Here is a 12420-nt window from a genome sequence, read left to right on the forward strand (position 1 = left end):
GGGACGGTAGCGTCGTGGGGTGAGCACCTTCTTCGGAGCGGAGGAACCAGCCGGACCGGACGCCCTGTTCGAGACCCCCCGCCCGACCGAGCCCGACCCCGCACCCGTACCACCGGCGTCGCGCCCGTCCCGCGGTGCCGGACCGAACGCGCCGCTCGCCGCGCGGATGCGCCCGGCCGACCTGAGCGAAGTCGTCGGCCAGCAGCACCTGCTCGCCCCCGGTGCGCCGCTGCGCCGCCTCGTCGAGGGCTCCGGCGCCGCGTCCGTCGTGCTCTACGGCCCGCCGGGGACCGGCAAGACCACCCTGGCCTCCCTCATCTCCGGTGCCACCGGCCGCCGCTTCGAGGCGCTGTCCGCGCTGTCGGCCGGCGTCAAGGACGTGCGGGCCGTGATCGACCTGGCCCGTCGCCGCCTGGGCGCCGGTGAACAGACCGTGCTCTTCATCGACGAGGTGCACCGCTTCTCCAAGACCCAGCAGGACGCGCTGCTCGCCGCGGTGGAGAACCGGATCGTGCTGCTCGTGGCGGCCACCACCGAGAATCCGTCGTTCTCCGTCGTCGCCCCGCTGCTGTCCCGCTCGCTGGTGCTGCAGCTGCAGCCGCTGGGCCCGGACGACGTCCGGGCCCTGCTCGAGCGGGCCCGCACCGACGAACGCGGTCTCGGCGGCGGTGTGGAGATCACCGACGACGCGCTCGACCACCTGGTGCGCCTCGCGGGCGGAGACGCACGTCGCGCGCTGACCGCGCTCGAGGCGGCGGCCGAGACCGCGCTCGACCGCGGCGGTACGGGCGCGACGATCGACCTGCCGACCGTCGAGTCGAGCATCGACAAGGCCGCGGTGCGCTACGACCGCGACGGCGACCAGCACTACGACGTCGCGAGCGCGTTCATCAAGTCGCTGCGCGGCTCCGACGTCGACGCGGCGCTGCACTATCTCGCGCGGATGATCGTCGCGGGGGAGGACCCGCGGTTCATCGCGCGGCGGCTGATGATCCAGGCCAGCGAGGAGGTCGGTATGGCCGATCCCACCGCGCTGCAGACCGCGACGGCGGCCGCGCAGGTCGTGCAGCTCGTCGGCATGCCCGAGGCGCAGCTCGCCCTGGCGCAGGCCACCATCCACATCGCGACCGCGCCCAAGTCGGGTGCGGTGACCGCCGCGCTCGGCGCCGCGATCGCCGACGTCAAGGCCGGCCGGTCCGGGTCGGTGCCGGCGCATCTGCGCGACGGTCACTACGCCGGCGCACAGAAGCTCGGTAACGCCGTCGGCTACCGCTACCCGCACGACCACCCCGACGGCGTGCTGGCGCAGCAGTACGCGCCGGACGAACTCGTCGGCGTCGACTACTACACCCCGACCGGCCACGGCGCCGAGCGCGAGCTGGCGCAGCGGGTGCCCAAGCTGCGCCGGATCGTGCGCGGCGAACGGTAGGGCACCGCGTGCGCCGCAGGTCGCGCGGCAGGCGCCGAGCGAATGAACCATGCCGTCGGACTACGGAGGTGAACGATACATTCGCTCGCCCCCCGGCGGGGGACGGAGCGGCGCGGGTGGCGAGAACGGCCACCGTCGCCCGCGCGATAAGCTGAACGATGGCCGATTCGCCGTGCCCGCGCGGGTTCGGCAGCCCACACCGTCAGACAAAGAGGACCATCGACGTGCAGACCCACGAGATCCGCAGGCGCTTTCTCGACCATTTCGTGAAGGCCGGCCACACCGAGGTGCCCAGCGCGTCGCTGATCCTCGCCGACCCGAACCTGCTGTTCGTCAACGCCGGCATGGTCCCGTTCGTGCCCTACTTCCTCGGCCAGCAGACCCCGCCGTTCAGCACCGCGACATCGGTGCAGAAGTGCGTGCGCACCCTCGACATCGAGGAGGTGGGCATCACCACCCGGCACAACACGTTCTTCCAGATGGCGGGCAACTTCTCGTTCGGCGACTACTTCAAGGAAGAGGCGATAGGCCATGCGTGGTCGCTGCTGACCAGCCCCGTCGAGGACGGCGGCTACGGCATCGATCCCGAGAAGCTCTGGGCGACGGTGTATCTGGACGACGACGAGGCGTACTCGATCTGGCACGACAAGATCGGTGTCCCCGCCGAGCGCATCCAGCGTCGCGGCATGAAGGACAACTACTGGTCCATGGGCATCCCCGGCCCGTGTGGCCCCTGCTCGGAGATCTTCTACGACCGCGGCCCCGAGTACGGCGCCCCGGGCGGCCCGGAGGCCGACGAGGACCGCTACATCGAGATCTGGAATCTCGTGTTCATGCAGAACGAGCGCGGTGAGGGCGGCGCCAAGGAGGGCTACCCGATCCTCGGGCCGCTGCCGAAGAAGAACATCGACACCGGCATGGGCGTCGAGCGCGTCGCGTTCCTGCTCCAGGGCGTCGAGAACGTCTACGAGACCGACCTGCTGCGCCCGGTCATCGACAAGGCCGCCGAGCTGACCGGCAGCGTCTACGGCGCCGACCACGCCTCCGACGTGCGGTTCCGCGTCATCGCCGACCACGCCCGCACCGCCGCGATGCTCATCGTCGACGGCGTCAACCCCGGCAACGACGGTCGTGGCTACGTGCTGCGCCGCCTGCTGCGCCGGATCGTGCGCTCGGCCCGGCTGCTCGGCGCCGACACGCCGACGATGGCCGAGTTCATGGCCGTCGTGCGCGACACCATGAGCCCGTCCTACCCGGAACTGGCCACGGACTACTCGCGCATCGAGACCGTCGCCGTCGGCGAGGAGACCGCGTTCCTCAAGACCCTGGGCACCGGCAGCAAGCTGTTCGAGGGTGCGGTCGAGACCGCGAAGGCGCAGGGCAGGTCCGTCCTCGGCGGCACCGAGGCCTTCACCTTGCACGACACCTACGGGTTCCCCATCGATCTGACGCTGGAGATGGCCTCCGAGGCGGGCCTGACCGTCGACGAGGACGGGTTCCGTTCCCTCATGGCCGAGCAGCGCCAGCGCGCGAAGGACGACGCCCGCGCCCGCAAGCACGCCCACGCCGACCTGACCGTCTACAAGGAGCTGCTCGACCGCGGCCCCACGGAGTTCACCGGCTTCACCGAGCTGGTGACCGAGGCGACGGTGCTGGCCGTCATCACCGGCGGCGAGCGGCTGCACGCGGCGCAGGCCGGCCAGGACGTCGAGCTGATCCTCGACCGCAGCCCCCTCTACGCCGAGTCCGGCGGCCAGATCGCCGACGTCGGCACCATCACCGCCGGCGGCCTGCGCATCAAGGTCAACGACGTCCAGAAGATCGCCAAGCAGCTGTGGGTGCACAAGGTGACCGTGCTCGAGGGACAGGTCACCGAGGGCGATGCCGTGCTCGTGCAGGTCGACCCGTCCTGGCGCAAGGGCGCCACCCAGGGCCACTCGGGTACCCACCTGGTCCACGCCGCGCTGCGTGAGGTCCTCGGCCCCAACGCCGTGCAGGCCGGCTCGCTGAACAAGCCGGGCTACCTGCGGTTCGACTTCTCCTGGCCCGGCGCGCTCAGCGAGCAGCAGAAGACCGACATCGAGGCCGTCACCAACGAGGCCGTCGCCGCGAACTACCCGGTGAACACCTTCGTCACGGACCTGGACAAGGCCAAGAAGATGGGCGCGATGGCGCTCTTCGGCGAGAACTACGGCGACGAGGTCCGCGTCGTGGAGATCGGCGGCCCGTTCTCGATGGAGCTGTGCGGCGGCACCCACGTCGAGCACTCCTCCCACGTCGGCACCGTCACCCTGCTCGGCGAGCAGTCCGTCGGTTCGGGCGTGCGCCGCGTCGAGGCGTACGTCGGCCTGGACTCGTACCGGCACCTGGCCAAGGAACGGGCGCTGCTCGCGGGTCTCTCCTCGACGCTGAAGGTGCCCTCCGAGGAGGTGCCCGCACGGGTCGAATCCCTGATCGAGCGGCTGAAGGTGGCCGAGAAGGAGCTCGAACGCACCCGCGCCGCCGCGGTGCTCGCCTCGGCCGGCACCTTCGCCGAGAAGGCGCAGCGCACCGGGGATCTTCTCGTCGTCGCCGAGACCGCCCCCGAGGGCGTGGCCGGGAACGACCTGCGCAGCCTCGCCTCCGACGTCCGCGGCCGGCTCGGCAGCGAGCCCGCCGTGGTGCTGCTGCTCGGTTCCGCCGACGGCAAGGTGCCGTTCGTCGTCGCCACCACCAAGGCGGCCCAGGCGAGGGGCATCAAGGCCGGCGACCTGGTGTCGAGCTTCGGGCCCGCCATCGGTGGCCGCGGCGGCGGCAAGCCCGACATGGCGCAGGGATCCGGATCCGATCCGGCCGGGATCCCTGCGGCGCTGACCGCGTTCCGGGCCCGGCTGAGCGAGCTGGCCGGCTGATCGTGGCCGACTTCGCCGGTCCCGACCGTCCGGGCGTCGACGACCCCGGCCGCGGCCGCCGCATCGGCATCGATGTCGGAAGTGTCCGAATCGGGGTCGCCTCGTCCGACCCTGACGGCATCCTGGCCACTCCGGTCGAGACCGTGCCCCGCTCGAAGGAACGCGGGTCCGACGCGCCGGATATCCGGCGCATTGTGGACATCGTCACGGAGTACGAGGCCGTGGAGGTTATCGTCGGACTGCCGCAGACCCTGCGCGGGGAGCCCGGCAAGGCCGCGAAACTGGCCCGTGATTTCGCGGGACGGCTGCGCCGGCGCCTGACCGGGATCCCTGTGCGGATGGCCGACGAACGATTCACGACGGTCACTGCGGCGCGGGCGCTCCGCGAGAGCGGAGTCAGCGCGCGCGGTGCGCGGCCGGTGATCGACCAGGCCGCCGCCGTCGCCATCTTGCAGGGTTGGTTGGACGAGCGGAGTGCAGTTGTGAACGTGGCCGAGGACGGCAAGCCGGGGAGCGGGCAGTGAGCCGGCACGGGCGGCCGGACGACGAGTCCACCGGGGCGGACCACGACTTCCCCGGGGGGCGCTCCGGCTTCGGACCCGCGCAGCAGGACGAGTGGTACCGGCCGCGGCACGGTTCTCCGGGGCCCGACGTCCCGGAGCCGCCGGCCCCGGCCGGGGACGGTTACCGATACGAGCACCCACCGCATCCGGCCGCCGGACATCCCTTCGACGACGCGCCGACCACCGAGCACGTCTACCGGCTCGACGACTACGCCCCCGGCGCCCCGTCGCAGCCCGACCCCCGCCACGACCGGCAGGACCTCGATCCCCACGGCCGGACTCCCACCGACGGGCCGGGCCACGACACCTTCGAGGCCCGGGCCCACGAGACGCAGGGCTACGAGACACAGGGCTACGAGACGCAGGGCTACGAGCCCCGGGACTACGACCCCCGCGACCACGACGGGTACGACCCCGAGCCGGGGGCCTACCGGTACGACGACTACGAGCAGCGGCCGGCCTACGACGAGGCGGGCTACGACCAGTTCGGCTACGCCGCGGTGGACGACGACCCCCGCGGATACGCCGAGACGCCGGCCGCAGGGCGGGACTGGACCGACTCCGCCGACCGCGCCGCCCCCGAAACCGTCGGGGTGTCCCCGGCCCGCCGGGCCCACGCCCGCTCGGCCCGGGCCCGCCGCACCCGCGGCCGGATCGTCGGGATCCTCGCCGTCGCGGCCGTGCTGGTCCTGCTCCTCGGCGGCGGATTCTTCGCCTACCAGAAATTCACCGGCCCGGACCTGCCGCCCGACTACACCGGTGCGGGCGGTCCCGCCGTCGTGGTGCAGGTGCACCCGGGCGACACCGCCGAGCAGATCGGCGCCGTCTTCAAGGAGGCGGACATCGTCGCCAGCTCCGATGCCTTCTACAACGCCGCCGTCCAGGACCCCGGCATGAACTCGCTGCAGCCGGGCTTCTACTCGATCGCCAGCCGGCTTCCCGCCCGCGAGGCCGTCGCCGCCCTGGTCGACCCCGCGAACCGGGTGGGGGCGGTGGTGATCTCCGAGGGCCGGCAGTTGCACGACATCCGTGACGTCAACACCGGCGCGGTGCGCAAGGGCATCTACACCCTCATCGCGGAGGCCAGCTGCCTCGACCGCGACGGGCAGCGCACCTGCCTGACGTACGAGGAGCTCGACGCCGCCGGCGCGAGCACCGACCTCGCCGCGCTCGGCGTGCCGGAATGGGCGCGGGGCGCGGTCGCGAACGTGCCCGACCGCAACCGTCAGCTCGAGGGGCTCATCGCGGCGGGTCGCTGGGACTTCGACCCCAGTGCCGGGGCCGCCGAGATCCTGCGGTACCTCGTCTCCACCAGCGCGCAGCGCTACGACGAGACCGGCATCACCCAGGCCGCGGCGAAGGTCGGGCTGACCCCGTACGAGATGCTCGTCGCAGCGTCCCTCGTGGAACGCGAGGCGCTGCCGGACGACTTCGCGAAGGTCGCCCGGGTGATCCTCAACCGCCTGAAGATCGGGCAGCCGCTGCAGTTCGACTCGACGGTCAACTATGCCCTCGACGAAACCGAGCTGGCGACCACCGACGCCGACCGGGCGCAGGTCACCCCCTGGAACACGTACGCGAGCCCCGGACTGCCCGCCACGCCGATCTCGTCGCCGAGCATCGAGGCGCTGCAGGCCGTAGAGAACCCGGAGGCGGGAGACTGGACGTACTTCGTGACCATCGACGCCCAGGGCACGACCCTGTTCACCAACAGCTACGACGAACACCTGACGAATACGCAGCAGGCTCTGGAAAGCGGAATCCTCGACAGTGGCAGATGACATCGTGACCGGCGGCCGCAAGGCCGCGGTCCTCGGCAGCCCCATCGCGCATTCGAAGTCCCCGCTGTTGCACCTGGCGGCCTACCGGGCGCTGGGGCTGACGGACTGGACGTACGAGCGCATCGAATGCACCGGCGAGCAGCTGCCGGCGCTGGTGGCCGGGCTCGGCCCCGAGTGGGTCGGGGTGTCGGTGACGATGCCCGGCAAGTTCGCGGCGCTCGAGTTCGCCACCGAGCGTACCGACCGGGCGGTGCTGATCGGCTCGGCGAACACCCTGGTGCGGACCGCGGACGGCTGGCGGGCCGACTGTACCGACGTCGACGGCGTCACCGGCGCGCTGCGCGCCGCCGGCGTCGGGGATCTGACCGGCGCCTCGGCGGTGGTGGTCGGGGCCGGGGGGACGGCGCGCCCGGCCCTCGTGGGGCTCGCCGAGCTCGGGGTCACGTCGGTGACCGTCGTCGCCCGCAGCGAGCTCCGGGCCGCCGAGACCTTCGACTGTGCCGAGGCGGTGGGCATGAAGCCGCGCTGGCTGCCGTTCGACGCCCCGGAACTCGGGGAGGTGTGCGCGTCCGCGGGCGCGCTGGTGAGCACCGTGCCGGCGGCGGCGGCCGCGCCCTACGCGCAGCAGCTCGGCCGCGCGCCGTTCGTCCTCGACGCGATCTACGACCCGTGGCCCACGCCGCTCGCCGAGGCCGCCGCGGCGCACGGCTCGGTCGTCGTGGGTGGCCTGCAGATGCTGCTGCACCAGGCGTTCGGCCAGGTCGAGCAGTTCACCGGCCGGCTGGCCCCGCGGGAGGCGATGGCGGCGGCCGTCGCCGGCTGAACCACCGGTAGGTGCTACCGTCCGGTTGCACATCGTCCGGGTAGGTGCAACCATGAAGTTGCATGTCATCGGACGAGGAGGTTCCCATGGACACGCAGGACCGCATCGAACGGGAGATCCGCATCGAGGCGCCCGCCGCTCGGGTGTGGCAGCTCGTCGCCCGGCCCGGCTGGTGGATCGGCGACGGCGACCGTTCCGGGCACACCGTGACCACCGACGGCGACCTGATCGTCGTCCACGACCCGCGGTACGGGAAGTTCCCGATGTACCGGGTGGCGTCCGATGAGCCCCGATACCTCGCGTACCGCTGCTCGGCGGTGATCGACGAGCCGCCCCGTGACGGCGCCGCCACCCTCGTCGAGTTCTTCCTCACCGAGGTGGGCGGCGGCACCGTCCTGCGCGTCGTCGAGAGCGGGTTCGGCGCCCTGGACGGGACCCCGGCACAGCGCCGCGAGGCGTTCGAGGGCAACACCGACGGCTGGCGGCAGCAGCTCGACATCGCCAAACGGGACGTCGAGAGTGCCTGACCCCGCCGATTCCGCCGTCGGCGCGGTGCTCGCGGCGCTGGCCGACCCGACCCGCCGGCTCATCCTCGGCACGCTCGCCGAACTGGGGAGGGCCAGCGCCACCACGCTCGCCGGGCGGGTCCCGGTCTCGCGCCAGGCGGTGGTCAAGCAACTCCAGATCCTCGAGACCGCGGGCCTGGTCGACGCCGCCCGCGCCGGCCGGGAGGTGCTCTACACCCCGCGCCCCGAGACCCTGGACGGCTCGGCCCGGTGGCTCGCCGAGCTGGCCGACGCCTGGGACCGCCGTCTCGGGGCGGTGAAACGCGCCGCCGAAGAGGGCCGGCCCTCCCGCTGACCGGCGGAGGAAGAAAATTCCGCGCCGGATGTCGATCCACCCGCCGGCCGTTCGTGTACAGGTTGGATCACCGGCACGGGGCCGGGGACCGCCACCGCGAGGAGGATCGGCCATGACCCAGTACCTGCTGAGCATCTACCAGCCCGACGGTGACCCGCCGCCGCCGGAGTTCCTCGACCCGATCATGCGCGACGTCGAGGCCGTCGATGCCGAGATGCGTGCCGCCGGCGTCTGGGTGTTCGCCGGGGGACTGCACCCCCCGAGCACCGCCACCGTGCTCCGGCTCGCGGGCGACGGCATCCTCACCACCGACGGCCCGTACCTCGAGGGCAAGGAACACATCGGCGGGTTCACCGTGATCGAAGCGCCCGACCTCGACGCCGCCCTGGAGTGGGGCCGCAAGCTCGCCCGCGCGATCACGCTGCCGATCGAGGTGCGGCCGCTGCAGGGCGGGCACTGCGGGTGACACGCCCGTGCCCGAGGTGACGGACGCGGAGATCGCGCGCGTGTTCCGCGCCGAACACGGCCGTGCGGTCGCCGCGCTCGTCCGCGCCTTCGGGGACATCGACCTGGCCGAGGAATCCGTGCAGGACGCGTTCGCCGTCGCCGTCGCCCGGTGGCCGGTCGACGGGCTGCCGCCGAGCCCGGCCGGGTGGATCGTCACCACCGCCCGGCGCCGCGCGATCGACCGGATCCGCCGGGAGAAGGCCCGCGCCGGCAAGCACGCCGACGCCGCCCGGCTGCACGAATCCGGGGACACCGCCGTCGACGGCGAGGAGACCGTCGTGCCCGACGACCGGCTGCGCCTGATCTTCACGTGTTGCCATCCCGCGCTGGCGCCCGCCGCCCGCGTCGCCCTCACGCTGCGGTTGCTCGGCGGCCTGACCACGGCCGAGATCGCCCGGGCCTTCCTCGTCCCGGAGACGACCATGGCGCAGCGGCTGGTGCGCGCCAAGGGCAAGATCCGCGACGCCCGCATCCCGTACCGCGTTCCGGACCCCGGTGAGCTACCCGCCCGCCTCGGCTCCGTGCTCGCCGTCGTCTATCTCGTCTTCACCGAGGGGCACACCGCGGCCGGTGGGGACCGGCTGGTCCGCGACGACCTGTGCACCGAGGCGATCCGGCTCGCCCGCCTGCTGGCCGAGCTCATGCCCGACGAACCCGAGGTACTGGGCCTGCTCGCGCTGCTGCTGCTCGCCGACGCGCGACGACCGGCCCGCACGAACGCCGCCGGGAATCTGGTGCCCCTCGCCGAGCAGGACCGCGGGCTGTGGGACCGCGACCGGATCGCCGAGGGACAGGCCCTCGTCCGGCGCTGCCTGCGGCTCGGGCGGCCCGGCCCGTACCAGATCCAGGCCGCGATAGCCGCCGTCCACGGCGACGCCGCCACGGTCGAGACGACCGACTGGCGGCAGGTCGTCGCGCTCTACGATCAGCTGCTCGTCGTCGCACCCACCCCGGTCGCCGCCCTGCACCGGGCAGTCGCGGTGGCCGAGGTCGACGGCCCCGCCGCGGGTCTCGCCCTCGTCGACGCCCTCGACCTGGACCGCTACCACCTGTTCCACGCGGTGCGCGCCGACATGCTCCGCCGGCTCGGCCGCATCCCGGAGGCCACCGCGGCGTACGACGCGGCGCTCGCGCGGACCGCCAACGCCGCCGAGCGCGGCTTCCTGCAGCGCCGTCGCGCCGAGCTCAGCTGACCGGCGACTCCTCCGCCGGCGGCCCGGTCCTGCCGTTCTGCCACGGCCACCGGCCGGAGATCTCGAGCTGCAGGGACCAGCTCAAGAAGGTCCGGATGAGGACGATGACCGCCAGTACCCCTACCGAGGTGAAGGTGGGGGTGACGGCGACCGTCTTGATGATGTCCGCGGCCACCAGGAATTCGAGACCGAGCAGGATCGACCGCCCGAGATCGCGCCGGTAGCGTTCGTAGATCGGTGCGGCGGCGGAGCGGCGCCAGGACCGCACGGCGACCCAGCTCGCCACCGCCGCACCGACGACGATCACCGCCACCCCGACCACGTCGACGGCGCCGCCGACGGTCTCGAGCACGCGGGACAGCTCCATGCGAACCTCCGGGGTGCGGACGGGACGATTCGGTCATGTTCGCAGGTCCGGCTCGATCCGTCCCGGCAACCGGTTGTCCACACCCGGACCGGTTATCCACAGATTCCGCCTGCGGGCGGCGAGATCGCCGTGCCGGCGCCGCGCGCGCGGCACGCTGCCGCCATGACCGTATTGCTGTTCGCCGTGCTCGGCGCCGCGGCCGGTGCCGGCGCGCACCGCCTCGTCGCCCGCCTCGCCGGGCGCCACCCACCGCGCGGGGTGTGTGAGGCCGCCGCCGCGGCCGGCGGCGCCGTGGCCGTGCTCGCCACCGCCACGGCACCGGGTGCGGCCGCCGTCGCGGCGCTGATCTGGTGGTGTGTGTGCCTGAGCGCGGCCGACCTGTCGGCGCGGCGGCTGCCGAACGTCCTGACGGTGCCGGGCGCCGCCGTCGTCCTCGCGGTCGCCGCAGGAGCGGGACACGCGGCCCCCGCGCTCGCCGGGGCGGTCCTGCTGGCCGGGCCGTACCTGCTCGCTCACCTGGCCGCCCCGCGGAGTCTCGGCGCGGGCGATGTGAAGCTCGCCGCCGGGCTGGGGGCGGCCGCGGGCGCGAACGGCGCGGCCGCGTGGACGACGGCGGCCCTGCTGCCACCGCTGCTCACCGCCGCGGCGGGCGCCGTCGTCGTCGGCGCGGGTTGGGTACGGGCACATCGCCGCCCGCGCGGTGTGGTGCTGCCGCACGGGCCGTCGATGTGCGCGGCGGCCGTCGCCGCGGTCCTGGCGGCGGGTTGACCGGGGCGGCGTCCTGCCGGTGGCGGTGCACGTGGAAGGATGGGATTGTGCTGCGCTGGATAACTGCTGGAGAGTCCCATGGTCCCGCCCTCGTCGCGATGCTCGAGGGGATGGTCGCCGGCGTCGAGGTGACGTCGAGCGACATCTCGGAGCAGCTGGCGCGGCGCCGCCTCGGCTACGGCCGCGGCGCGCGCATGAAATTCGAGGCCGACAAGGTCACCATCCTCGGCGGCGTCCGGCACGGCCACACCCTCGGCGGCCCGGTGGCCATCGAGATCGGCAACACCGAGTGGCCCAAGTGGGAGACCATCATGTCCGCCGACCCGGTGGACGCCGAACTGCTCGCCGGGCAGGCCCGCAACGCGCCGCTGACCCGTCCGCGACCCGGCCACGCCGACTACTCCGGCATGCTCAAGTACGGCTTCGACGACGCCCGGCCCGTTCTCGAGCGCGCCAGCGCCCGGGAGACTGCGGCCCGCGTCGCCGCCGGCACCGTGGCCCGCAACTTCCTGCGCCAGGTGTTCGGCGCCGAGGTCGTCTCGCATGTGATCTCCATCGGCGCGTCCGAACCCTACGTGGGGGTGGAGCCGACCGGCGCCGACCTCGCCGCCATCGACGCCAGCCCGGTGCGGGCCTTCGACAAGTCGGCCGAGGAGTCGATGATCGCCGAGATCGAGGCCGCCAAGCGCGACGGTGACACCCTCGGCGGTGTCGTCGAGGTCGTGGTGCACGGCTTGCCCGTCGGTCTCGGCTCGTTCATCAGCGGTGCCGACCGGCTCGACGCCCGGCTCGCCGCGGCCCTCATGGGCATCCAGGCCATCAAGGGCGTCGAGGTCGGCGACGGCTTCGAGACCGCCCGCCGCCGCGGCAGCGTCGCCCACGACGAGATGCGGCCCGGCCCCGACGGCGTGCTCCGCTCGACCAACCGGGCCGGCGGCCTCGAGGGCGGCATGACCAACGGCGAGGCGCTGCGGGTGCGGGCCGCGATGAAGCCCATCTCCACGGTGCCGCGCGCCCTCGCCACCGTCGACATGTCGTCCGGCGAGGAGGCCGTCGCGATCCACCAGCGCTCCGACGTGTGCGCCGTGCCCGCGGCCGGCGTCGTGGCCGAGGCGATGGTGGCGCTCGTCGTGGCGCAGGCCGCGCTCGAGAAGTTCGGGGGCGACTCGATCGACGAGACCCGCACCAACGTCCGCAACTACCTCGAGGCCGTCGCGGCCCGGGTGCCACGGTGACG

At 73.2% G+C, this 12420-nt stretch carries 12 protein-coding genes; 11 read left to right on the forward strand and 1 reads right to left on the reverse strand.

The window, feature by feature from the left end; all coding sequences use genetic code 11:
* Positions 1-19 precede the first annotated feature (19 nt).
* The 9 genes from G6039_RS00140 (at position 20) to G6039_RS00180 (ending at position 10048) form a co-directional block, all read left to right on the forward strand.
* On the forward strand, positions 20-1429 hold the full coding sequence (locus tag G6039_RS00140; protein ID WP_029543575.1) for a replication-associated recombination protein A: 1410 nt from the start codon (positions 20-22) through the stop codon (positions 1427-1429).
* A gap of 224 nt (positions 1430-1653) precedes the next feature.
* Positions 1654-4320 carry an alanine--tRNA ligase gene (alaS, locus tag G6039_RS00145; RefSeq protein WP_006947016.1) on the forward strand — a complete coding sequence of 889 codons (2667 nt, stop codon included), beginning with the start codon at positions 1654-1656 and terminating at the stop codon, positions 4318-4320.
* Positions 4320-4844: a Holliday junction resolvase RuvX gene (ruvX, locus tag G6039_RS00150; RefSeq protein ID WP_170914086.1), complete on the forward strand. Its 525-nt coding sequence runs from the start codon at positions 4320-4322 to the stop codon at positions 4842-4844. Before alaS ends, ruvX begins: the two co-directional genes overlap by 1 nt.
* The gene (mltG, locus tag G6039_RS00155; protein WP_029543577.1) at positions 4841-6664 is read left to right on the forward strand and encodes an endolytic transglycosylase MltG; all 1824 of its coding nucleotides are present in this window, start codon (positions 4841-4843) and stop codon (positions 6662-6664) included. The genes ruvX and mltG overlap by 4 nt, the downstream gene beginning before the upstream one ends.
* Positions 6654-7487 (forward strand): shikimate dehydrogenase, encoded by an 834-nt coding sequence (locus tag G6039_RS00160; protein WP_029543578.1) that lies wholly within the window; start codon positions 6654-6656, stop codon positions 7485-7487. Before mltG ends, G6039_RS00160 begins: the two co-directional genes overlap by 11 nt.
* Before the next feature lie 86 nt (positions 7488-7573).
* The gene (locus G6039_RS00165) at positions 7574-8014 is read left to right on the forward strand and encodes an SRPBCC domain-containing protein (RefSeq protein WP_029543580.1); all 441 of its coding nucleotides are present in this window, start codon (positions 7574-7576) and stop codon (positions 8012-8014) included.
* Positions 8007-8348 carry an ArsR/SmtB family transcription factor gene (locus tag G6039_RS00170; RefSeq protein WP_006947009.1) on the forward strand — a complete coding sequence of 114 codons (342 nt, stop codon included), beginning with the start codon at positions 8007-8009 and terminating at the stop codon, positions 8346-8348. The genes G6039_RS00165 and G6039_RS00170 overlap by 8 nt, the downstream gene beginning before the upstream one ends.
* Before the next feature lie 112 nt (positions 8349-8460).
* Positions 8461-8814, forward strand: coding sequence for a YciI family protein (locus tag G6039_RS00175; protein WP_006947008.1), 354 nt, complete (start codon positions 8461-8463; stop codon positions 8812-8814).
* 7 nt (positions 8815-8821) lie between these two features.
* Positions 8822-10048, forward strand: a complete 1227-nt coding sequence (locus G6039_RS00180) for an RNA polymerase sigma factor (RefSeq protein WP_006947007.1) — start codon at positions 8822-8824, stop codon at positions 10046-10048.
* On the opposite strand, the gene G6039_RS00185 is transcribed toward G6039_RS00180, so the two are convergent.
* Complete coding sequence (locus G6039_RS00185; RefSeq protein WP_006947006.1) at positions 10041-10415, reverse strand: DUF1622 domain-containing protein; 375 nt, start codon at positions 10413-10415, stop codon at positions 10041-10043. The two genes, G6039_RS00180 and G6039_RS00185, sit on opposite strands and share 8 nt — an antisense overlap.
* Positions 10416-10577: 162 nt before the next feature.
* Here G6039_RS00185 and G6039_RS00190 point away from each other — a divergent pair, with 162 nt between their 5' ends.
* Positions 10578-11183 carry a prepilin peptidase gene (locus G6039_RS00190; RefSeq protein WP_049904244.1) on the forward strand — a complete coding sequence of 202 codons (606 nt, stop codon included), beginning with the start codon at positions 10578-10580 and terminating at the stop codon, positions 11181-11183.
* 47 nt (positions 11184-11230) lie between these two features.
* Positions 11231-12418 carry a chorismate synthase gene (gene aroC, locus G6039_RS00195; protein ID WP_006947004.1) on the forward strand — a complete coding sequence of 396 codons (1188 nt, stop codon included), beginning with the start codon at positions 11231-11233 and terminating at the stop codon, positions 12416-12418.
* Positions 12419-12420 lie beyond the last annotated feature (2 nt).

The organism is Rhodococcus aetherivorans, assembly GCF_011058165.1.
Taxonomy (GTDB): domain Bacteria; phylum Actinomycetota; class Actinomycetes; order Mycobacteriales; family Mycobacteriaceae; genus Rhodococcus; species Rhodococcus aetherivorans.

Coding starts and splice junctions, on each gene's coding strand:
- G6039_RS00185 (WP_006947006.1), bottom strand. CDS start 10,415: ATGGAGCTGTCCCGCGTGCTCGAGACCGTCGGCGGCGCCGTCGACGTG.
- G6039_RS00165 (WP_029543580.1), top strand. CDS start 7,574: ATGGACACGCAGGACCGCATCGAACGGGAGATCCGCATCGAGGCGCCC.
- G6039_RS00190 (WP_049904244.1), top strand. CDS start 10,578: ATGACCGTATTGCTGTTCGCCGTGCTCGGCGCCGCGGCCGGTGCCGGC.
- G6039_RS00175 (WP_006947008.1), top strand. CDS start 8,461: ATGACCCAGTACCTGCTGAGCATCTACCAGCCCGACGGTGACCCGCCG.